Origin of the sequence: Sphingomonas sp. DG1-23, from assembly GCF_030730875.1 — a bacterium.
In the GTDB taxonomy this organism is placed as follows: Bacteria; Pseudomonadota; Alphaproteobacteria; order Sphingomonadales; family Sphingomonadaceae; genus Sphingomonas.
Genome location: NZ_JAVAMA010000001.1, coordinates 351553 through 371137, shown reverse-complemented (window position 1 = coordinate 371137; position 19585 = coordinate 351553). Strand labels below are relative to the sequence as shown.

The window sequence follows — 19585 nt, the reverse complement described above, 5'->3', positions numbered from 1 at the left end:
CCCGGGAATGTCCCGGGCCCGTCGCTTCATTCGATCGGCCGAAGCCTATTTCGCCGCGATCTTCTCGGCCTTCTTGCCGCCGCCCTTTTTGGGCTTGGGCGCTGCGGGCGTGATCTCGAACGCCAGCGCATTGTCCTTGAGCTTGACCGAGACCTCGCCGCCGTGGACGAGCTTGCCGAACAGCAATTCCTCGGCGAGCGGCTGCTTGATCTTCTCCTGGATCAGGCGGCCCATCGGGCGGGCGCCGTACAGCTTGTCGTAACCGCGTTCGGTGAGCCACGTCTTGGCCTCGTCGTCGAGCTGGATGTGGACCGCGCGATCGGCCAGCTGGAGCTCGAGCTGGAGGATGAACTTGTCCACCACCCGCGCCACCACTTCGGTCGGCAGATAGTCGAACGGCACGATCGCATCGAGGCGGTTGCGGAATTCCGGCGTGAAGAGCTTCTTCACCGCCTCTTCCTGGACGTCCTCGCGGCTGCTCTCGCCGAAGCCGATCGATTCCTTGGCCATGTCCGATGCGCCGGCATTGGTGGTCATGATCAGGATGGTGTTCCGGAAATCGACCGTCTTGCCGTGGTGATCGGTGAGCTTGCCGTTGTCCATCACCTGCAACAGGATGTTGAACAGGTCGGGATGCGCCTTCTCGATCTCGTCGAGCAGCAGCACCGAATGCGGCTGCTGGTCGACCGCGTCGGTGAGCAGGCCGCCCTGATCATAGCCGACATAGCCCGGAGGCGCGCCGATCAGGCGGCTCACCGAGTGGCGCTCCATATATTCGGACATGTCGAAGCGCTGGAGCGGGATGCCGAGGATCTCGGCGAGCTGGCGCGCGACTTCGGTCTTGCCGACGCCGGTCGGGCCCGAGAACAAATAATTGCCGATCGGCTTGTCGGGATCGCGCAGGCCGGCACGCGACAGCTTGATCGCGGACGACAGCACCTCGATCGCCTTGTCCTGCCCGAACACCACCCGCTTGAGATCGGTGTCGAGATTGGCGAGCACGCGGGTGTCGTCGGACGAGACCGACTTGGCCGGGATGCGCGCCATCGTCGCGATGACCGCCTCGATCTCCTTGGTGGTGATCACCTTCTTGCGCTTGGACGGCGCCACCAGCATCTGCATCGCGCCGACTTCGTCGATCACGTCGATCGCCTTGTCGGGCAGCTTGCGGTCGTTGATGTAGCGCGCGCTGAGCTCCACCGCCGACTTGATCGCGTCGGGGGTGTATTTGACGCTGTGATGGCCTTCGAACGCCGAGCGCAGTCCGGTGATGATCTTGATCGTGTCCTCGACCGAAGGCTCGTTGACGTCGATCTTCTGGAAGCGCCGGAGCAATGCCCGGTCCTTCTCGAAATGGTTGCGGAATTCCTTGTAGGTGGTCGAGCCGATGCAGCGGATCGTGCCGCCCGACAAAGCCGGCTTGAGCAGGTTCGACGCGTCCATCGCGCCGCCGCTGGTCGCGCCGGCGCCGATCACGGTGTGGATCTCGTCGATGAACAGCACCGCGTGGGGCAATTTCTCGAGCTCGTTGACCACCTGTTTCAGGCGCTCCTCGAAATCGCCGCGATAGCGGGTGCCGGCGAGCAACGCGCCCATGTCGAGCGAGTAGATCACCGCTTCCTTGAGCACCTCGGGCACCTGGCCCTCGACGATCTTGCGCGCCAGCCCTTCCGCGATCGCGGTCTTGCCGACGCCGGGATCGCCGACATAGAGCGGGTTGTTCTTCGAGCGGCGGCAGAGGATCTGAACGGTGCGGTCGACCTCGGGGCCGCGGCCGATCAGCGGATCGACCTTGCCGGCCCTCGCTTTCTCGTTGAGGTCGACGGTGAATTGCTTGAGCGCGCTCTCGCCCTTGCCCGATTTGGCCTCGGACTTGGCGGCCTTCTCTTCCTCGGCGCCCTTGGGGGTGCTCGCCTCGCTCGGCGTCGCGCCCTTGCCGACGCCGTGGCTGATGAAGCTGACGGCGTCGAGCCGGCTCATGTCCTGCTGCTGGAGGAAATAGACGGCATAGCTCTCGCGCTCGCTGAACAAGGCGACGAGCACGTTGGCGCCGGTCACTTCGTCGCGGCCCGAGGACTGGACGTGGAGGATCGCGCGCTGGACGACGCGCTGGAAGCCGCTGGTCGGCGACGGATCGGTCGAGTTCTCGACCTTCAGCGCCTCGAGCTCGGTATCGAGATAATGCGCCACGGTGGTCTTGATCTCGCCGAGATCGACGCCGCACGCGCTCATCACCTTCGAGGCATGCTCGTCGTCGACGAGCGCCAGCAGCAGATGCTCGAGCGTCGCATATTCGTGGCGGCGGGAGGACGCGGCCTCGAGCGCCTTGTGCAGGGTCGATTCGAGGGCGGAGGCGAAACTAGGCATTCGGATACAACTCCAGTGGGCCCGAAAGGATACAGAGCCCGTTTCCGACAATGTCGGTATCGGCAGGCCCCGCATCAAGCGCAGCGGCCCGGCACCGGAGGGGAGTGGCGTATGGCCCCATCTCCGGTGCGGTCACGCTCATCTCTTAAATAGAGCGTCTGCGCTTGCGCGGTGGTTAACGGCGTGTTGAATCTTTGCCTTGCAGCGCAGGATCTCGGCTTCGAGCAGCGCGACGCGCTCGTTCAGCTCGTCGACCGAAAACGGATCGAGATCCTGCTTGCCCAGCTGCGCGGCGAGGTCGTCCTTGCGACGCGGCAGATTTTCGTCTGCGTCCATGCCGCCGAACGTTGACCCTCGCCCGGGCGATGTCAATAAGACCTCGGGTTTCTACCGAGGGCGAAAAGCGACAAACTGATGACCGTCCCCGAAACGATGCTGGCGATCGACCCCGAACGGCCCGGCGGGCCCGAAGTGCTGCTCCCGGTCCGGCGACCGGTGCCGCGGCCCGGTGCCGGCGAAGTGCTGATCCAGGTGGCCGCGGCGGGAATCAACCGCCCCGAGGTGATGCAGCGCATGGGCCTCTATCCCGCCCCGCCGGGCGCGCCGTCGATCCTTGGCCTCGAGGCGGCGGGGACGATCGTCGCGGCCGGTCCCGAAGTCGCGGACGTGATCGGCCAGCCGGTCTGCGCGCTCGTCAGCGGCGGCGGCTATGCCGAATATGTCGTCGCGCCGCTCGGTCAATGCCTGCCGGTGCCGGCGGCGCTGACGATGATCGAGGCCGCGGCGATGCCCGAGACCCTGTTCACCGTGTGGACCAACGTGTTCGAGCGCGCCTACGCCGCCGATGGCGACTGGCTGCTCGTCCATGGCGGGACCAGCGGGATCGGGATGATGGCGATCGCGCTGGCGCGATTGTTCCACCTGACGGTTCTCGTGACCGCCGGCTCCGACGCCAAATGCCAGGCCGCGCGCGACGCCGGCGCCGCCGAGGCGATCAACTACAGGACCGAGGATTTCGTCGCGCGGGTGCTCGACATCACCGGCGGCCGCGGCGTCGACGTGGTGCTCGACATGGTCGGCGGCGACTATGTCCCGCGCAACCTCGAATGCCTTGCCGAAGAGGGGCGTCACGTCTCGATCGCGGTCCAGCGCGGCGCCGAGGTCAAGGTCCCGCTGTGGCAGGTGATGCGCAAGCGGCTGGTGCTCACCGGCTCGACGCTGCGCGCGCGCGACACTGCGTTCAAGAGCCTCGTCGCCGACGAGCTGGTCCGGACGGTCTGGCCGTTCGTCGAGCAGGGACGCCTGAAGCCGGCGATCGATTCGACCTTCCCGCTGGCGCAGGCGGCCGACGCGCATCGCCGGATGGAATCGGGCGAGCATATCGGCAAGATCGTGCTGACATTGGGGTGAGCTGCTCCCGAAGGCGAGCCCAACGGACCGCGTGGAACAAAGAAAAGGCCGGGCATCGAGCCCGGCCTATTCTTACCCACCCCTAACCCCTCCCTGGAAGGGAGGGGGATGCCTCACCCCACCAATCGCAGCGGCGCACGGCTGCCCGAGGCGAGCCGTTCCGCCGCCGGCAGGAACTCGCTTTCCTCCCATTGGCGCCGGGCGGCCATCATCCGCATCTGGGCGCGCACCGCGAGGCGATATTCGCGCGGGTCGGCGGCGATCGCATCCATCGTCCACTGGCCCATATGGGCGATGCCCGACTGGCGCATCGACAAGAGGTCGCTGGTGTAGCGCCGGGCGAGCGCGCGGTCATAGGCGTCGGTGCTCGCGCCCAGCGGCATCAGCGCAAGCCGCGCCTCGTTGCCGAGATGCCGCGCCACCGCCTGCGCGATCTCGCGCCGCGCCGCGACCAGCTCGGGCATGCGCGGCCGATCGGCCGCCGCGACATGAATCAATTTCTCGCCGAGGCGGAAGATTTCGCGATGTTCCTCGTACAGATCCTGCAGCGTCATTCGGGCACTCCTCGGGACTCTTATAGAGGAGCGCGGACGCCGGCGGCGGCGCGGCAAGGTTTTGTTAAGTCGCGGGGGAGGGCGGCGCAGACAAAATCCTCCCTCGCGTAAGCGGGGGAGGTGGCAGCGAAGCTGACGGAGGGGGGCGTAGCCACGAGCGCGGCGCCTGCGGCCAGACCCCCTCCGTCGCCTTTGGCGCCACCTTCCCCGCTGAAGCGAGGGAGGATTGAGGCAAGCGCCGATAACCACGAATTGCACGCCGATTTCGTTAGCGACTCCCGTGATGCGCCCCTAGACTTCGGCTCGACTCGGGGGAGTGGGGAAGTGCTTTCGTTTCTTGGTGCATCGGAGAATGTCGTGTTCGTCACGGCGATCGTCCTGATGCTGCTGATCGGGCTGGTCCAGCTGATCGGGCTTGGCGGGCCGGGCGCGGATATCGATGCCGATGGCGATCTCGACCTGCTCAGCTGGCTCGGCGTCGGCCGGCTGCCCTTGCTGATGGTCCTCGTCGTCTTCCTCGCGGTCTTCGGCGTGGGCGGACTGATCCTGCAACAGGCATTGCTCGACCTGACCGGCGCGCCGCTCGACGCGTGGATCGCGGTGCCCGCCGTGGCGCTCGCCGCGCTGCCGCTCACCGGCTTCGCGGCGCGCGGCCTCGCCCGCATCCTGCCGCACGATCACACCACCGCGGTCCCGCTCGAGGCGCTGATCGGCAAGTCGGCGCAAGTGGTCACCGGGCGCGCGACGCTCGGCTCGCCCGCGCGTGCCCGCGCCGAGGACCATCACGGCCAGGCGCATTACGTCATGGTCGAACCCGATCGCAGCGGAGCGGTCTTCGAGGAAGGCGAGCAGGTGCTGCTCGTCCGCCGCGAAGGCGATCTTTTCCGTGCCATCTCCCGCGGCGATTTCCATTTGCCGCGTCTCGAAAGCTGAACCGATGAACGATCTCGTCCCCCAAGGAGCAACATCGATGCTGCCTTATTTCATCTATGCCGGCATCGGCCTTGCCGCCTTGCTCACCCTCGGACTGATCCTCGCGAGGCTCTACAAGCGCGCGTCGAAGGAGATCGGCTTCGTCCGCACCGGTTTCGGCGGCGAGAAAGTGGTGATCAACGGCGGCGCGCTGGTGCTGCCGGTGTTCCATGAGACGATGCCGGTCAACATGAACACGGTGCGGCTCGCGGTCGAGCGCAAGGCCGGCGACGCGCTGATCACGCTCGATCGGCTGCGCATCGACGTCAAGGCCGAATTCTATGTCCGGGTGAAGCCCGATGCCCAGGCGATCGCCACCGCGGCGCAGACGCTCGGCATGCGGACGATGCATCCCGATGCGCTCAAGGAGCTGGTCGAGGGCAAGTTCGTCGACGCGCTGCGCTCGGTCGCGGCGGGGATGACGATGGCGCAGCTCCACGAGCAGCGCGCCGAGTTCGTCCAGAAGGTGCAGCAGGTCTCTTCGGTCGATCTGGCGATGAACGGGCTCGAGCTCGAATCGGTGTCGCTGACCGGTCTCGACCAGACCTCGATCGAGCATTTCAATGCCAATAACGCGTTCGACGCCGAGGGTCTGACCAAGCTCACCGAGCAGATCGAGCTTCGGAAAAAGGCGCGCAACGACATCGAGCAGGACACCCGTGTCCAGATCGAGACCAAGAATCTCGAGGCGCAACGGGCATCCTTCCTGATCGGCCGCGACACCGAATTCGCCCGGCTCGAGCAGGAGCGCGAAGTCGAGATGCGCCGCGCCGCGCAGGGCGCCGAAGTCGCGCGCGAGCAGTCGCTGCGCAAGCAGGAGGCGGATCAGGCCGCGATCGAGTCGAAGAAGCTGGTCGACGCGCAGCAGATCGAAGCCGATCGCGCGGTGCAGGAGGCCAAGATCGCGCAGACCCAGGCGCTCGAGCTGGCGCGGCAGGAGCAGCAGATCGCGGTGCAGAACAAGAGCCGCGAGGAAAGCCAGGCCAAGGCCAAGGCCGACGAGGCGCGCGCCGAGGCGGTGGTCGCCGAGGAACGCGTCGGCACTGCGCGCGAGGCCGAGGTCGCCGAGCGCCAGAAGCGCATCGAGCTGATCGACGCCGCCCGGGAGGCCGAGCGTGCCGCGATCGGGATCAAGGTGCAGGCCGAGGCCGAGAAGGCCGCCGCCGCCGACCGCGCCGAAGCCGCGCGGCTCGCCGCCGAGGGCGAGGCCGAAGCCGCCAAATTGCGTTCGGAGGCCGATCGCGTCCGCTTCGAGGTCGAGGCCGCGGGCCAGCGCGCGGTCAACGAGGCGGCGAACATCCTGTCGTCGGATCAGGTGTCGCTGCAGACCAAGATGGCGTTGCTCAAGGTGCTGCCTGAGGTGATCCGCGAGGCGTCGAAGCCGCTCGAGGCGATCGATTCGATTCGGATCGTCCAGGTCGACGGGCTCACCGGGCGCGGCGGTGCGTCGGTCGGCGCGGCGAACGACGGCGACGGCGAGCGCAACCTCGCCAATTCGGCGGTGTCGGCGGCTTTGCGCTATCGCGCGCAGGCGCCGGTGATCGACGGGCTGATGAAGGAACTCGGCTTCGACGGCAGCTCGCTCGACACCCTGGTCGCCAGCGCAGTCGCCGAGCGCGCGCCGCCGGCGCCGCAGCCGCCGGCACAGGCCGCCGAATAGCACTTTGCGATCAGCTGATTTTCCGTGCTCCTGCGAAAGCAGGAGCCCAGGGTAGCGAAGTACGTCATGATCCTGGGCTCCTGCTTTCGCAGGAGCACAAGCCGGGAGCCGTGGCCCAGCGATAAGCCGGCCTTATCATCCGCAGCCGGCTATTTGTTTGACGCAGCGGCCGCAGCCCGCAGAAAGGCGGCGCACCAGATAGGGGGAAGGCCATGGGTCCGTTCGTGCTGCACGAGTACGCGCTGTCGGGAAATTGCTACAAGATCCGCCTCGTCGCGGCGCATGTCGGGCTGCCGCTCGAGCGGCGGCAATACGACATCCTCAAGGGCGAGACGCGCACCGCGCAGTTCCTGGCGGAGGTCAACGCCAATGGCCGGATTCCGGTGCTGCAGATCGGCGACGACTTTTTGCCCGAAAGCAATGCCGCGGCCTTCTATCTCGCCGACGGCAGCGACCTGATCCCGGTCGATCGCTTCGAGCGCGCCGATCTGCTGCGCTGGCTGTTCTGGGAACAATATAATCACGAACCCAATATCGCCACGGTCCGCTTCTGGCGGACCCTGATCGGCGAAGCGAACCTCACCGATCTGCAGCGCGCGCAACTGCCGGGGAAAATCGCGGCGGGCGAGGCTGCGCTCGCATTGATGGACGAACATCTCGGCCGTCGCGATTTCTTCGTGCTCGATCGGCTCACCCTCGCCGACATCACGCTCTACGCTTACACCCATGTCGCCGGAGAGGGTGGTTTCGATCTCCAGCCCTATCCCAATGTCCGCACCTGGCTCGCGCGGGTGGCGAGCCACCCGGCGCATATTCCGATCATAGGTTAAGGTCGGGGCAGATACGGATGGCAGCTAACGCCCAATTCCGGCTGTCGCCACGAACGACCGCTTTGCCAAAAGTCGTCGTTCGCTCAGGCGAGCTTTCCCGTCTGTCGATCTGCGAGTGCCAATTGCGGAGAACCAGTGATCGGGAACGAATTCGGGGAAAGCATATGCCCTAGGGATACACGCAGCGCGATCGCGGGTGGCGCTGCCCGGCTGTCGGTTCGTCCGCGGGAAAGACAGGTCTGCGGCAAGGCTCTGCGTTAAGCAAATCCGACGAACGACGATGGCAAGGGCTTGTAGCCCGTTCCAAGGATCGCTTTCACCTTATCGGTCTGCATGTCGCCTATCATCGTCATCAGGTCGTCACCGCCATAGCGCAGCGACAGAAAGGCTCGATCAAGGGCATAGAATTTGTAGCGATCATCTGTACGTAGCCAACAGAATGACTCGCCGTTCTCGCTTTTCCCGAAAAAAACCAAGTCTTTATATCGAGCAGCAACGCCGACGCTTTGTTTGTCGTAAGGCTCCAGGCAATCCAGTTCGCCGGGGGCCCGGCCGTCGGCGATCCAATCAGCAATGAAGTCGTTGAGAATGTCGGCAAGGCCGCTGCCCTCGAACTGGAATGTGCCAGCGGCGCACGGGAAAGGCATGAAGATGAGGATCATTCCGTTAGTCAGGCCCGTGCCATACTGTTCGGCAAAAACACGATAAGATGCGGGAAGGCCGCCGATCTCAGCATCGAGTGCGGTCAATTCTTCCCGTGTTGCCGTTCGGGTGATCCGAACCGACGAGAACAGCTTGTCGATCATTCTGCGATTCTCGTTTCCTGTCACTGACCGATGGGCCTGATTGCCCGATTGAGGTAGATAGACGGAACCGGGTAGGCCAAGTTCCCGTACATCGATACCATTCGGGTTGGCGGCTTCAGCCAGGTGCCTTCCCGAAAGCGGTCAGTCCGCGCCCCACCCGGTTCCCGCCCTTCGCATCAGGAACGGATCTTGCCTACGAAATCGGAGAAATTCGTCTCCTGCCGCGATTGTTGCCCGCACGATTCCGATTGTAACATTCGCCGGGCATAGGCGCCTGCAGGACAAGCTCCCGCGGGGGAACGATCATGGCGACGATCACCAGGCTTCCGTTCGACGCAGCCCAGTTCGGCGACTTCCATGCCACCCAGCCGACGATTCCCGAGCGGGTCGTCGCGGGTCGGCGGCAATATCGCACCGTGTGGATCTCCGACGTCCATCTCGGCACGCGCGGCTGCAACGCCGAGATGCTGATCGACTTTCTCGACCATGTCGACAGCGAGACCATGTACCTCGTCGGCGACATGATCGACGGCTGGGCGATGAAGAAACGGCTCTATTGGCCCGCGTCGCACAACGACATCGTCTGGCGGGTGCTCAAGCGCGCCAGGCGCGGCACCCGGATCGTCTATATTCCGGGCAATCACGACGAGATGTTCCGCCAGTTCGCGGGGCTCGATTTCGGCGGAGTCGAGATCCTCCGCCAAGCGATCCACGAGACCGCCGACGGCCGCCGCCTGCTCGTCCTTCACGGCGACGAGTTCGACGCGATCACCATGTCGCACCGCTGGCTCGCCCATCTCGGCGATGCGGCCTACGAGGCGCTGATGGCGCTCAACCGCTGGATGAACGCGGGTCGCCGGCTGTTCAATTTGCCGTATTGGTCGCTGAGCAAATACGCCAAGCAGAAGGTCAAGAACGCCGTCTCGTTCATTTCGAAGTTCGAGGAGGTGGTCGCGCACGAGGCGGCGCATCGCGGAATCCACGGCGTCGTCGCCGGGCATATCCACAAAGCGGAGATGCGTTCGATCCACGGCGTGGAATATTATAACGACGGCGATTGGGTGGAGGGTTGCACCGCGCTCGTCGAGCATTACGACGGTAGGATGGAAATTCTCCATTGGGCCGACGAGATAGCGGCGCGCGATGCGCCCGGATCCGAGGCCAGACTAGAGGCGGCGTGACGGCAGCGGCTGGGGTCGCAGACGTGCGCATCGCGATCGTGACCGATGCCTGGGAGCCCCAGGTCAACGGCGTCGTCCGCACGCTCCAGTCGGTTCGCGCCGTGCTGGAGGGGCAGGGGCACCGGGTCGAAGTGATCTCGCCCGACCGATTCTATTCCCTGCCGTGCCCGACCTATCCCGAGATCCGCCTCGCGCTGGCCAGCACCGGCAGCGTCGGCGCAATGCTCGAGGCGTTTCGCCCCAACGCGATCCACCTCGCCACCGAAGGCCCGCTGTGCGTCGCCGCGCGGCGCTGGTGCCTGCGTCACGACATGCCGTTCACCACGGCCTATCACACCCAGTTCCCCGATTATGTCTCGGCGCGTTCGGGCGTGCCGGCGGAGTGGATCTGGCGCTATATCCGCTGGTTCCACGCGCCGAGCCAGGCGATCCTCGCCTCGACTCCGTCGATCCGCGAATCGCTGATCGCGCACGGCCTGACCAAGGTGAAGCATTGGGGCAGGGGCGTGGACCTCGCTTATTTCCATCCCGGGCTCGCGCCACATCCGGCGATGGCGGCGCTGGAAGGGCCGATCCAGCTCTATGTCGGCCGCGTCGCGGTCGAGAAGAATCTCGAGGCTTTCCTCAAGACCGGCCATCCGGGGACCAAGGTGGTCGTCGGCGACGGTCCCGCGCGCGTGGCGCTGGAGGCGCGATTCCCGCAGGCGAAGTTCCTCGGCCCGATGTTCGGCGCCGAGCTCGCCTCGGCCTATGCCGCCGCCGACGTGTTCGTCTTTCCCAGCAAGACCGACACGTTCGGGCTGGTGATGATCGAGGCATTGGCCTGCGGCGTGCCGGTCGCGGGCTATCCGGTGACCGGCCCGATCGACGTGCTCACGCCGGAGACCGGCGCGACCGACACCGATCTCACCGCCGCGATCGCCGCCGCGCTGACGAAGGACCCGCAAGCCTGCGCCGCTTATGGCCGCAGCTTCACCTGGGAAGCGAGCGCGCACCAGTTCCTGAATGCGCTCTATGCGATGGACGATCAGGAAGCGGCGGCATGACATCCTTGGGTTCGAGGGAGGGACGGTGATGCGTATCGGCAATGCGGTTCTGGCTCTGGCGATGGCGGTGCTGACCCCGCAGATCGCCGCGGCGCAGACCCCGAGCGACGCGACCGGCGGCGAATCGCAGGATCGTCAGGGCAAGGTCACGCGCATCCCGCCCGAAATGTTCGCGTTCAACGCGATGCTCGAGTTCAGGCTCAGGAAGCACAATGCCCGCACCTGCGACGACACGGGCTGCTTCTACATCGTCAACGACACGTCGGACTATGACGCGGTCGCGCTCTATCTCGACACCGGCACGCCCTCGGCGCGCGACGCGCCGGTCTGGGGGCCCAATCTGCTGCTGGGCAAGCTCAAGCCGCATTCGGCGCGCTGGACCTACAAGGCCGGCGACGCGACGATGTGCGCGCTCGGCACCATGGTGGTCCTGCGCCACCGCGCCACCGGCGCGGAAATCGCCACCAATGGCGAAGTCAGCCTGTGCAAGAGTCCGCGAGTCGATTCGGCGCTGCGAATCAACGTCGCCGCGCCGAAGGTGACGCTCGAGACGCCGGCCACGCAATAGGGTCCGCGAGCGGAGTCGCGCCCTTTGCCTTGCTCTTCGCCGCGCATCGCACTAAGTCGTGGGAATGACGTGGCCGCCCGTGATGGGCGGCCCTTTCTATTTCTGGAGACGAAAAGTGGCCCAGCCGCTGATGCCGCATGCGACCGCTTCCTGGCTGGTCGACAATACGTCGCTCTCGTTCGAGCAGATCGCCGAGTTTTGCGGGCTCCACATCCTCGAGATCCAGGCGATCGCCGACGATACCGCCGCGACCAAGCTCACCGGCCGCGATCCGGTCCGCGCCCATGAGCTGACCATGGAAGAGATCGAGAAGGGCCAGGCCAATCCCGATTACGCGCTCAAGATGCTCAAGGGCCCCGAGCAGATCCGCCGCACCAAGGGCCCGCGCTACACCCCGGTCTCGAAGCGCCAGGACAAGCCCGACGGCATCGCATGGATCCTGCGCCATCACCCGGAGATCTCGGACGGCGCGATCGGCAAGCTGATCGGCACCACCCGCACCACGATCGCCGCGATCCGCGACCGCAGCCACTGGAACATCGCCAACATCACGCCGAAGGACCCGGTCACTTTGGGCCTGACCTCGCAGCGCGAGCTCGACGCATTGGTCGCCAAGGCCGCCAAGGCCGCCGGCATCGAGGCGCCGGCCGACACGCGTCTCGAAGGGGATCGCGAGGCGCTGATCGAGCAGCTCCGCGCCGAGCGCACCGCCGCGGCGCATGCTGCCGAAGCCGGCGAAGACGGCGAGGCGCCGGCCGGCCCGATCGAGCACACCGCCGAGACGCTGTTCCGCAGCTGATCGCGGCGTCGGCCCAGCGCCGACGCGATGACCAACACCCGTCATCCCCGCGAAGGCGGGGATCCAGAGCAACGAAGCGAAACCCTCGCGACTCTGGATCCCTGCCTCCGCGGGGATGACGACGTTTGGGGCTGTGGCCTGCTTCGGTGTAGCTTTCCCCGCGCATGATTCGGCATATGCCGAGCGACACGCGCAGGAGATGCCGCATGTGTGACGATCTGACCGAAGCCGACAATGCCCGCTTCCTCGCCGACGCGATGACGCGCCGCGGTTTCGGGGCGGCGGCGGCGGTCGCCGGGATCGGCGTGCTGCTCCCGGCCCCCGCCAATGCGCTGGCGATCAAGGGCCGCGACGTCGCCATCGCCACGCCCGACGGCACCGCCGACGCCTATTTCGTCGCGCCCTCGGGCGGCAAGCATCCCGCGGTCCTCGTCTGGCCCGACATCATGGGGTTGCGCCCCGCTTTCCGGCAGATGGCCGATCGGCTCGCCCAATCGGGCTATGCGGTGCTCACCGTCAACCAGTTCTACCGCTCGACCAAGGCCCCGTTCGTGACTCCCGGCCAGGGCTTCGACGCCGTATTGGGCGAGAAAGTCGGGCCGTGGCGCAAATTGCTCACCCCTGAGGCGACCTCGCGCGACGCCGCGGCGTTCGTCGCGTGGATCGACAGGCAGCCCGAAGTGAACCGCAAGCGCGGGATCGGCACCACCGGCTATTGCATGGGCGGGCCGATGGTGATGCTGACTGCAGCCGGATCGCCGGCGCGGGTGCGGGCAGGCGCGACCTTCCATGGCGGCGGCATGGCGACCGACGCGATGCTCGCGCGGATTCCCGAGATGAAGGCCAGCTATCTCGTCGCGATCGCCGCCAACGACGATGCCAAGGCGCCGGGCGACAAGGACAAGCTCCGCGCCGCTTTCGCCGCCGCGAAGCTTCCTGCCGAGATCGAGGTCTATCCCGGAACGATGCACGGCTGGTGCCCGCCCGACAGCAAGGTCCATGACCAGGCGCAGGCCGATCGCGCATGGGAGCGGCTGCTCGCTCTGTTCGGCAAGGCGCTGGCTTGACCGAAACGACCGTATCGTTCACCTAATGTTCCAACAGCGTTGGGGAACTGTCATGTCGGACGATCTCGTTTTCTACACCAATCCGCAGTCGCGCGGGCGCATCGCCCGCTGGATGCTCGAAGAGACCGGCGCGGACTATCGCACCGAGCTGGTCGATTATGCGGCGCGGATGAAGAGTGCCGAATATCTCGCGATCAATCCGATGGGGAAGGTCCCCGCGATCGTCCATCACGGCAAAATAGTGACCGAAGGCGCGGCGATCTGCGCCTATCTCGCCGATGCCTTTCCCGAGGCCGGGCTCGCGCCGCAACCGCAGGAGCGCGCCGATTATTATCGTTGGCTGTTCTTCGCCGCAGGCCCGGTCGAGCAGGCAGTGACCAACAATTACGCCAAATTCGATCCCTCGCCCGAACAGGCGCGATCGTTCGGCTATGGCAATTATGCGACCACCGTCGACGTGCTCGAAAAGGCCGTCGGCGCGCACGACTATATCGCCGGCGATCGCTTCACCGCGGCCGACGTCTATGTCGGTTCGGCGGTCGGCTGGGGCGTTCTGTTCGGCACGCTGCCGAAGCGCGACGCGTTCACGGCCTATTTCGCCCGGCTCAGCGGCCGCGAGGCGTATCAGCGCGCCGCGGCCAAGGACGACGCGCTGGCGGCGGAAGCTGTGCCGGCCTGAGCGCGGCGGCCATCGGCTCACGACCTGCGACCCGGCTCGAGTCCGTTATCCCGGATGTCAGGCTTTCCCGGAAAACCGCGAGGTTTTACGCTGGAAAGCCTTCAGTCCGGGATCCACCGCGCCGTTGGGCACTAGCCTCACGATGGATCCCGGACAGCTCGATTTCTATTCAAATCGGAGATTTGAAGAAAATCGGCTTCCGGGATGACGGAATTGAATCCGGAGCCCGCCACCACCCCGCGCGATTCGAATCGGTCAGGCGGCGACGGGAATGAAGTCGATCAGATTGCCGATGTTCACCCGCGCGGTGCGCAGGCGCGGGTCGCGCATCGCCGCCACGAAATCGCGGTGGAACGGATGCGCCGGCTGGAACACCGCCTTGGCGCGATACTGATCGGCGGTGAACGTCCCCCAATTGGTGATCTTGCCGAAATAGAGCCCGGTCACTCCCAGCCGATCGGCCAGATCCACCGCATCGCCCATTTCGCGGTAATTCTCGGTCTGCACGGTGAACGACAGATGGATCTGCTCGACCTTGCCGGCGTGGAGCAATTCGGAGGCGAATTGCAGATTCTCCTGCATCACGTCCCAGCGCGCGCCGCGGCGGAGCAATTCGTGAGTCGGCCCGGTGGCGGCGTCGATGCTGATCTGCAGGCTCTTCACGCGATCGTGCAGCGCCGGAAAGCGATCCCATTCGCGCCGGTTGAACAGCATGCCGTTGGTCATGATGATGAAGCGCAGGTCGGGATAGGCCTCCGCGTCCAGCCGCTCCATCAGGTTGCGAAAATTCTTCGACGCGAACGGATCGCCCGAACCGGTGATGAAGACGATCTTCGACTCCTTCAGCATCGGCAGGATGCTGCGCTCCTGCAGCAGGTCGTACCGCGCGCGGGTCGCCGAATCGGCGGCCTGCTTGCCGGTCCGGCAGCTCGGGCACGAGAGATTGCAGGTCGTGTCATAGGCGAGGTTCACGCGCTCCGGCCCGTGCGGCAGGTGCGTCTCCTTCTGCTCGACGACGTCGTGCCATTCCGGCGAAAGCGCCGCGACCTCGGCGTGGCTCGGCAGTTTGTTTGCCTGGATGGCCGGGCACGACACCTTGTTGCAGTGGCGAAAGCTGCCGTCATGCACGCTGGCGCGGATGCGCTCGGCGGTGGGCGAGTTCCAGATGTCCTGCCACTTCTCGGCCTGCGCCATGTCGCCGGTCGAGAGATTCAGCCAATTGGCGCAGCACAAATGGGTGCTGCCCTCGAGCACGTCGAGCTCGTGGAACGGGCGCATGCAGAATTTCGACTTGAGATCGAACTTCGGATTGCCCGGATCGAGCAGCGACTGGATGTGGAACACCGCGCCCTGCACCAGCGGCGATTCGGTATAGCGCGTGGCGCTTTCCTCGAGGAAGGTCAGCGCGCCGGCGGGGTCGCCCTGCGCGGCCGAACCCATCGCCACGAGGATGGTGAAGGCAAGGCGCGCGTCGACGCGCGGCGACTGCAGCAGGCCGGCATTCTCGCGCATCACCGAGGACAGGCCGGGGAATTGATCGATGAACTGCGGGAAGGCTTCCCAGATTTCCGGATGATCGGCGCCGTCGAGGAGATCGTTCATCAGCAGCCAGAACATCTGCTCGGCCTGCGGGAGGTCGGTCTGTTCGGCCGGCTGGTTGGTCTGGAAGCCTTCCGGCCCGCTGTTCGAAAGATCCATTATTCCCTGGGCTCCCGGTGTAAATCCTGCCCATATTATAGAGGCATCGGACCCGTTGTTTCCGGAGCGGTAACCTTTTTCGCGCGCTTGTGCGGGTGCGCCGCGCCGCCGGTGCGGCCGGGAGCGGCGGCCGGAGCCCTCAGCGCGGCAATGTCAGGCGTGGCGAATAATCGGTCATCGTCATGAACACGCTGTCGACCTTGGCCACCAATTTGCCATTGGCCTCGGAGCTGGCGACCACTGCGCGCCATGCGGGATCGGCGCCGAACGCTTTCCATGCGGCGTCGCGCGCCTCGCGGCTGGGATAAGCGAGGACATAGACCACGCGGCCCTCGGGAGCATCGGGAGTCGGCTGCTCGTTCCAATAGGCGACGTTGCGCATGCCGTGCTTCTCGAACAGCGCGAGCGTGTGCTCGCGAAACCGCGCGTTGAGCGCGGCGAGCTTGCCCGAAGCGGGATGATAGATGCGCAGTTCGTAGACCGCGGTCTGCGGATCGAGCGCGGCCTGCCGGGCGGCGGCCGGCGCCGCGGTCACGGCCAGAGCGAGGCAGGCGAGGGCAAGGCGCATTGGCAGACTCCCGAAGCGGCAAAGGGCCAGCTTAAGGCAAGCCCGCGCCCGGCGAAGCGATAAAATAACCGGCATTCGCTTGATCATCTTTTGCTCACGGCTTGCTCATGCCGCGCATCCGGACTCGTGCCACGACCGGATCCGGATTTTCGAAGGAGCAGGCAGATGATCGGATCGAGCGAACGCGCAGGATTACGGGACCCCTGGCGGGTCGCGCGGTGGACCGCGGCATTGGCGCTGCTGCTCACCCCGCTGGGCATGATGCAGATCAGCGACGAATGGCATTGGGGCCCGGGCAGCTTCGTCTTTGCCGCCATCATGATCGGCGGCGTCGGATTGCTCTACGAGCTTGCCGAGAAACTGAGCGGAAGCCGCGCCTATCGCGCCGGCGCCGCGATCGCGCTCGTCTCGTCGTTCCTGACGGTGTGGACCACGATCGTCCGCGACGACGGCAACGGGGCGGGCTTCTTCCTCGTGATCATGGCGGCCGCGGTGGGCGGCTTCGCGGCGTGGTTCCGTCCCGCGGGCATGGCGCGGACCATGCTCGGCGTGGCGGTCATGCAGGCCCTGTTCGGCGTGGCGATCGCCACCGCGCCGTCGACGGCGAACGTGCCGGACGGCGTGTTCAGGGCACTGGCGTCCGGCGGCTTCTTCACCGCGCTGTGGCTGGTGTCGGCAGCCTGCTTCCGGGCCGCCGCGAAGGGGGATGCGACCTGACGGCAAGGCAGACCGCAAACCCATAAGGGTGCGCCGCGCTACAATCCTCCCCCGCCAGGGGGAGGTGGCATGCGCAGCATGACGGAGGGGGAGGAAGCACGCCGGCCAGCGATGTGCGTCCTCCCCCTCCGTCGCCTTCGGCGACACCTCCCCCTGGCGGGGGAGGATTGGATCCGCTCAACGCCACTTCCCGCCATCTGCGGTGACCTGCTCTGTTACGCTCGCCCCGAACGGGCCGCTCCTTGCAATGTAGGATTTCGCCTGCTTCGCTACCCGCCGGTCGGCCATGCCGGCCCGCTCTTTGAAGGCGTCGATCCACAACCGCCCTCGCGCAACATTATTTCGAAGTTGCGCAACTTCATTGCCGATTCGCCGTGCAAACCGCGCAATTTCGCCGTGCAATCCTATCGGCCGCCGCTGCGACTCGACGCCATCCGGGCGGGCAATTGCGCCATCACCGCGGCGCGATCGGCGTGGTCGGTCCCGCTCCAGCGCACGATTTCATCGAGCGTGCGGGCACAGCCGACGCACCAGCCGGTGCCGGAGTCGATCCGGCAGACGCCGGTGCAGGGCGACTGGATCCTGGCCGATCCAGCGCCTGCGGGATCGCTCATGCGCCCAGCGTATATTTCAGGAAGTCGGGGACGGGGCCGTTCCAGCCGTCATCGGGTCCGTCCTGCGCCGATTGCGCCTGCCGACGCGGCTCGTCGCGGGGGCGCTCTTCGCGCGAGCGGCCGCGGCCGCCACGCTCGCGGCGGGGGGTGGCATCGCGCTCGCGCGGTTCGGCTTCGCGAGCGGGACGCGCCTCGGGCGCCGCTTCGGCTGCGGGCTCGGCCTTGCGGCGCGGCTCGGCTTCGGCCTTGCGGCCGCCGCGGCGGCGGGGCGCGGCTTCGCGCGGTTCCGCATCCTCGCGCACAGCTTCGCCGCTCGCCGGCTTGAGCCGCTCGATCTTCATGCCGGTGAGCTTCTCGATCTCGGCGATGTTCTCGGCGTCTTCCGGAGTCACCAGCGTATAGGCAGTGCCGGTCGCGCCCGCCCGGCCGGTGCGGCCGATGCGGTGGACATAATCGTCGGGGTGCCATGGCGCGTCGAAATTATAGACGTGGCTGACGCCCTTGATGTCGAGCCCGCGCGCGGCGACGTCCGAGGCGACGAGAATGTTGACGTCACCCTTCTTGAAGCGCTCGAGCTCGGCGATGCGCTGCGATTGCTCCATGTCGCCATGGATCTCGCTCGAGCGGAAGCCGCTCTTCTGCAGGCTCTTGTTGAGCTCGCGGACCGTGGTCTTGCGGTTGCAGAAGATGATCGCGGTGTTGACGTCCTCGGCGCGGAGCAGCTCGCGCAGCGTGCTGCGCTTGTCCGCAGCGGCGACCGGGACCACCCATTGCTTGATGTTGACGTTGGCGGTCGCCGGGCGCGCGACCTCGACGCGCTTGGGGTCGGTCAGGAACTTGTCGGCGAGCTTCTTGATCACCGGCGGCATCGTCGCCGAGAACAGCAAGGTCTGGCGGTTCTTCGGCAGCTTGGTGCAGATTTCCTCGATGTCGGGAATGAACCCCATGTCGAGCATCCGGTCGGCCTCGTCGATCACCAGCAGATTGCAGCCGGTGAGCAGGATCTTGCCGCGGCCGAACAGGTCCATCAGCCGGCCCGGCGTGGCGATCAGCACGTCGACGCCCTTTTCGAGCGCCTTGACCTGATCGCCCATCTGCACGCCGCCGATCAGCAGAGCCATCGATAGCTTGTGGTTGGTGCCGTATTTCTCGAAATTCTCGGCGACCTGCGCGGCGAGCTCGCGGGTCGGCTCGAGGATAAGGCTGCGCGGCATCAGCGCGCGGGTGCGCCCTTCGCCGAGGATGTCGATCATCGGCAGCACGAAGGCGGCGGTCTTGCCGGTGCCCGTCTGGGCGATGCCGATCAGGTCCTTGCCCATCAGCACCGAGGGGATCGCCTGCTTCTGGATCGGAGTCGGGTCGGTATAGCCCGCGTCGGTCACTGCGCGCAGAAGGTCGTCTGAAAGGCCGAGATCGGCAAAGCTCATGCGGTTTTCCGGAAAATGGGCGCAGTCATCCACGCCTCCAAAGCCTTCACGCGCTTGCGGATTTGGCCGCCAATGTCAAGCCGCAGGCGGCGTTCAGCGCGCCGGAACCAGCGAGGCGAACGACTGGACGGCGCATTGGCGGCCCGATCGCGAACGGATCGAATCGCGTTTGGCGCACATCTTCTTGTCCTTGTTCGCCTTGACGTAGAAGCCGCTGTAGAAACCCAAAGCCGGGCAGTCATTGCCGAGCTTGGCGCGGAGCAGGGATCCGTTCTTGAGCACCAGATCGACGCTGTCGAAGCGATTGACCGAAAATCCGGCCAGATCCTCCATCTTCACGCAATCATCGGCCTTTTTCTCGACCAGAGCGGCGGGGCGCGGGGTGCGCACCACGATGGTTGCGCGGCTGACGGTGAGGCGCGGAATGTGCACGGTGATTCGCTGCTGCTGGAGCAGGTGCGCGGCCACGTCCCAGTCGAGCGGCTCCGGCGGCGAGGCCGGGGCAGCGAACAACAGCAGGAGACCGGAAGCGGCGATCAGCGGATTCAACATGTCTGGCGGGGCTTGTAAGGCTTAGTTTTGAACAGTGGATGAACTGGCGTGCGGCGTGCTAGTCCGGCCG

General features: G+C 66.0%; 20 protein-coding genes. 11 read left to right on the top strand and 9 right to left on the bottom strand.

Annotated features, from left to right (window positions below; genetic code table 11):
• Nucleotides 1-45: 45 nt before the first annotated feature.
• Nucleotides 46-2367 (bottom strand): ATP-dependent Clp protease ATP-binding subunit ClpA, encoded by a 2322-nt coding sequence (gene clpA, locus Q9Q95_RS01550; protein ID WP_306093298.1) that lies wholly within the window; start codon nucleotides 2365-2367, stop codon nucleotides 46-48.
• Between the two features lie 138 nt (nucleotides 2368-2505).
• Nucleotides 2506-2703 carry a DUF1192 domain-containing protein gene (locus Q9Q95_RS01545; protein WP_306093297.1) on the bottom strand — a complete coding sequence of 66 codons (198 nt, stop codon included), beginning with the start codon at nucleotides 2701-2703 and terminating at the stop codon, nucleotides 2506-2508.
• Nucleotides 2704-2781: 78 nt separating this feature from the next.
• Between Q9Q95_RS01545 and Q9Q95_RS01540 the strand changes: the two genes are divergently transcribed.
• Nucleotides 2782-3777 (top strand): NAD(P)H-quinone oxidoreductase, encoded by a 996-nt coding sequence (locus Q9Q95_RS01540; protein WP_306093296.1) that lies wholly within the window; start codon nucleotides 2782-2784, stop codon nucleotides 3775-3777.
• 113 nt (nucleotides 3778-3890) lie between these two features.
• On the opposite strand, the gene Q9Q95_RS01535 is transcribed toward Q9Q95_RS01540, so the two are convergent.
• A complete protein-coding gene (locus tag Q9Q95_RS01535) occupies nucleotides 3891-4331 on the bottom strand; it encodes a hypothetical protein (protein ID WP_306093295.1) in 441 nt (146 codons plus the stop codon).
• 324 nt (nucleotides 4332-4655) lie between these two features.
• On the opposite strand from Q9Q95_RS01535, the gene Q9Q95_RS01530 reads away from it, so the two are divergent.
• The 3 genes from Q9Q95_RS01530 (at nucleotide 4656) to Q9Q95_RS01520 (ending at nucleotide 7793) form a co-directional block, all read left to right on the top strand.
• Nucleotides 4656-5264, top strand: coding sequence for a YqiJ family protein (locus Q9Q95_RS01530; RefSeq protein ID WP_306093294.1), 609 nt, complete (start codon nucleotides 4656-4658; stop codon nucleotides 5262-5264).
• A gap of 37 nt (nucleotides 5265-5301) precedes the next feature.
• Nucleotides 5302-6963 (top strand): flotillin family protein, encoded by a 1662-nt coding sequence (locus Q9Q95_RS01525; protein WP_306093293.1) that lies wholly within the window; start codon nucleotides 5302-5304, stop codon nucleotides 6961-6963.
• 212 nt (nucleotides 6964-7175) lie between these two features.
• The gene (locus Q9Q95_RS01520) at nucleotides 7176-7793 is read left to right on the top strand and encodes a glutathione S-transferase family protein (protein WP_306093292.1); all 618 of its coding nucleotides are present in this window, start codon (nucleotides 7176-7178) and stop codon (nucleotides 7791-7793) included.
• 257 nt (nucleotides 7794-8050) lie between these two features.
• On the opposite strand, the gene Q9Q95_RS01515 is transcribed toward Q9Q95_RS01520, so the two are convergent.
• Complete coding sequence (locus tag Q9Q95_RS01515) at nucleotides 8051-8599, bottom strand: hypothetical protein (protein WP_306093291.1); 549 nt, start codon at nucleotides 8597-8599, stop codon at nucleotides 8051-8053.
• 305 nt (nucleotides 8600-8904) lie between these two features.
• Between Q9Q95_RS01515 and Q9Q95_RS01510 the strand changes: the two genes are divergently transcribed.
• From Q9Q95_RS01510 to Q9Q95_RS01485, 6 genes are all read left to right on the top strand, one after another.
• Nucleotides 8905-9780 (top strand): UDP-2,3-diacylglucosamine diphosphatase, encoded by an 876-nt coding sequence (locus Q9Q95_RS01510; RefSeq protein WP_306093290.1) that lies wholly within the window; start codon nucleotides 8905-8907, stop codon nucleotides 9778-9780.
• 23 nt (nucleotides 9781-9803) lie between these two features.
• Nucleotides 9804-10826 carry a glycosyltransferase family 1 protein gene (locus Q9Q95_RS01505; protein WP_306093614.1) on the top strand — a complete coding sequence of 341 codons (1023 nt, stop codon included), beginning with the start codon at nucleotides 9804-9806 and terminating at the stop codon, nucleotides 10824-10826.
• A 28-nt stretch (nucleotides 10827-10854) separates the two neighbouring features.
• The gene (locus tag Q9Q95_RS01500) at nucleotides 10855-11394 is read left to right on the top strand and encodes a hypothetical protein (protein WP_306093289.1); all 540 of its coding nucleotides are present in this window, start codon (nucleotides 10855-10857) and stop codon (nucleotides 11392-11394) included.
• Between the two features lie 130 nt (nucleotides 11395-11524).
• Entirely contained in the window at nucleotides 11525-12193 is a 669-nt protein-coding gene (locus Q9Q95_RS01495) for a DUF1013 domain-containing protein (RefSeq protein WP_306093612.1), read from the top strand.
• A gap of 206 nt (nucleotides 12194-12399) precedes the next feature.
• Nucleotides 12400-13260 (top strand): dienelactone hydrolase family protein, encoded by an 861-nt coding sequence (locus tag Q9Q95_RS01490; protein WP_306093288.1) that lies wholly within the window; start codon nucleotides 12400-12402, stop codon nucleotides 13258-13260.
• Nucleotides 13261-13312: 52 nt separating this feature from the next.
• Nucleotides 13313-13939, top strand: coding sequence for a glutathione S-transferase family protein (locus Q9Q95_RS01485; RefSeq protein WP_306093287.1), 627 nt, complete (start codon nucleotides 13313-13315; stop codon nucleotides 13937-13939).
• A gap of 255 nt (nucleotides 13940-14194) precedes the next feature.
• Here Q9Q95_RS01485 and Q9Q95_RS01480 read toward each other — a convergent pair whose 3' ends face one another.
• Both Q9Q95_RS01480 and Q9Q95_RS01475 read right to left on the bottom strand, forming a co-directional pair.
• A complete protein-coding gene (locus Q9Q95_RS01480) occupies nucleotides 14195-15637 on the bottom strand; it encodes a radical SAM protein (RefSeq protein WP_306093286.1) in 1443 nt (480 codons plus the stop codon).
• A 139-nt stretch (nucleotides 15638-15776) separates the two neighbouring features.
• Nucleotides 15777-16205 (bottom strand): NIPSNAP family protein, encoded by a 429-nt coding sequence (locus Q9Q95_RS01475; RefSeq protein ID WP_306093285.1) that lies wholly within the window; start codon nucleotides 16203-16205, stop codon nucleotides 15777-15779.
• Nucleotides 16206-16370: 165 nt separating this feature from the next.
• Between Q9Q95_RS01475 and Q9Q95_RS01470 the strand changes: the two genes are divergently transcribed.
• The gene (locus Q9Q95_RS01470) at nucleotides 16371-16922 is read left to right on the top strand and encodes a hypothetical protein (RefSeq protein ID WP_306093284.1); all 552 of its coding nucleotides are present in this window, start codon (nucleotides 16371-16373) and stop codon (nucleotides 16920-16922) included.
• Nucleotides 16923-17326: 404 nt separating this feature from the next.
• Here Q9Q95_RS01470 and Q9Q95_RS01465 read toward each other — a convergent pair whose 3' ends face one another.
• From Q9Q95_RS01465 to Q9Q95_RS01455, 3 genes are all read right to left on the bottom strand, one after another.
• Entirely contained in the window at nucleotides 17327-17536 is a 210-nt protein-coding gene (locus Q9Q95_RS01465; protein ID WP_306093283.1) for a DUF1289 domain-containing protein, read from the bottom strand.
• A complete protein-coding gene (locus Q9Q95_RS01460; protein WP_306093282.1) occupies nucleotides 17533-18963 on the bottom strand; it encodes a DEAD/DEAH box helicase in 1431 nt (476 codons plus the stop codon). Before Q9Q95_RS01460 ends, Q9Q95_RS01465 begins: the two co-directional genes overlap by 4 nt.
• A 93-nt stretch (nucleotides 18964-19056) precedes the next feature.
• Entirely contained in the window at nucleotides 19057-19515 is a 459-nt protein-coding gene (locus Q9Q95_RS01455; RefSeq protein ID WP_306093281.1) for a hypothetical protein, read from the bottom strand.
• Nucleotides 19516-19585 lie beyond the last annotated feature (70 nt).

Excerpts from the sequence above, each read along its gene's own strand:
- Q9Q95_RS01510 (WP_306093290.1), top strand. The coding sequence starts at position 8,905 with ATGGCGACGATCACCAGGCTTCCGTTCGACGCAGCCCAGTTCGGCGAC.
- Q9Q95_RS01515 (WP_306093291.1), bottom strand. The coding sequence starts at position 8,599 with ATGATCGACAAGCTGTTCTCGTCGGTTCGGATCACCCGAACGGCAACA.
- Q9Q95_RS01525 (WP_306093293.1), top strand. The coding sequence starts at position 5,302 with ATGCTGCCTTATTTCATCTATGCCGGCATCGGCCTTGCCGCCTTGCTC.
- Q9Q95_RS01535 (WP_306093295.1), bottom strand. The coding sequence starts at position 4,331 with ATGACGCTGCAGGATCTGTACGAGGAACATCGCGAAATCTTCCGCCTC.
- Q9Q95_RS01500 (WP_306093289.1), top strand. The coding sequence starts at position 10,855 with ATGCGTATCGGCAATGCGGTTCTGGCTCTGGCGATGGCGGTGCTGACC.
- Q9Q95_RS01540 (WP_306093296.1), top strand. The coding sequence starts at position 2,782 with ATGACCGTCCCCGAAACGATGCTGGCGATCGACCCCGAACGGCCCGGC.
- Q9Q95_RS01465 (WP_306093283.1), bottom strand. The coding sequence starts at position 17,536 with ATGAGCGATCCCGCAGGCGCTGGATCGGCCAGGATCCAGTCGCCCTGC.
- Q9Q95_RS01460 (WP_306093282.1), bottom strand. The coding sequence starts at position 18,963 with ATGAGCTTTGCCGATCTCGGCCTTTCAGACGACCTTCTGCGCGCAGTG.
- Q9Q95_RS01455 (WP_306093281.1), bottom strand. The coding sequence starts at position 19,515 with ATGTTGAATCCGCTGATCGCCGCTTCCGGTCTCCTGCTGTTGTTCGCT.
- Q9Q95_RS01545 (WP_306093297.1), bottom strand. The coding sequence starts at position 2,703 with ATGGACGCAGACGAAAATCTGCCGCGTCGCAAGGACGACCTCGCCGCG.
- Q9Q95_RS01520 (WP_306093292.1), top strand. The coding sequence starts at position 7,176 with ATGGGTCCGTTCGTGCTGCACGAGTACGCGCTGTCGGGAAATTGCTAC.
- Q9Q95_RS01485 (WP_306093287.1), top strand. The coding sequence starts at position 13,313 with ATGTCGGACGATCTCGTTTTCTACACCAATCCGCAGTCGCGCGGGCGC.
- Q9Q95_RS01470 (WP_306093284.1), top strand. The coding sequence starts at position 16,371 with ATGATCGGATCGAGCGAACGCGCAGGATTACGGGACCCCTGGCGGGTC.
- Q9Q95_RS01480 (WP_306093286.1), bottom strand. The coding sequence starts at position 15,637 with ATGGATCTTTCGAACAGCGGGCCGGAAGGCTTCCAGACCAACCAGCCG.
- Q9Q95_RS01475 (WP_306093285.1), bottom strand. The coding sequence starts at position 16,205 with ATGCGCCTTGCCCTCGCCTGCCTCGCTCTGGCCGTGACCGCGGCGCCG.
- Q9Q95_RS01490 (WP_306093288.1), top strand. The coding sequence starts at position 12,400 with ATGTGTGACGATCTGACCGAAGCCGACAATGCCCGCTTCCTCGCCGAC.
- Q9Q95_RS01495 (WP_306093612.1), top strand. The coding sequence starts at position 11,525 with ATGCCGCATGCGACCGCTTCCTGGCTGGTCGACAATACGTCGCTCTCG.
- clpA (WP_306093298.1), bottom strand. The coding sequence starts at position 2,367 with ATGCCTAGTTTCGCCTCCGCCCTCGAATCGACCCTGCACAAGGCGCTC.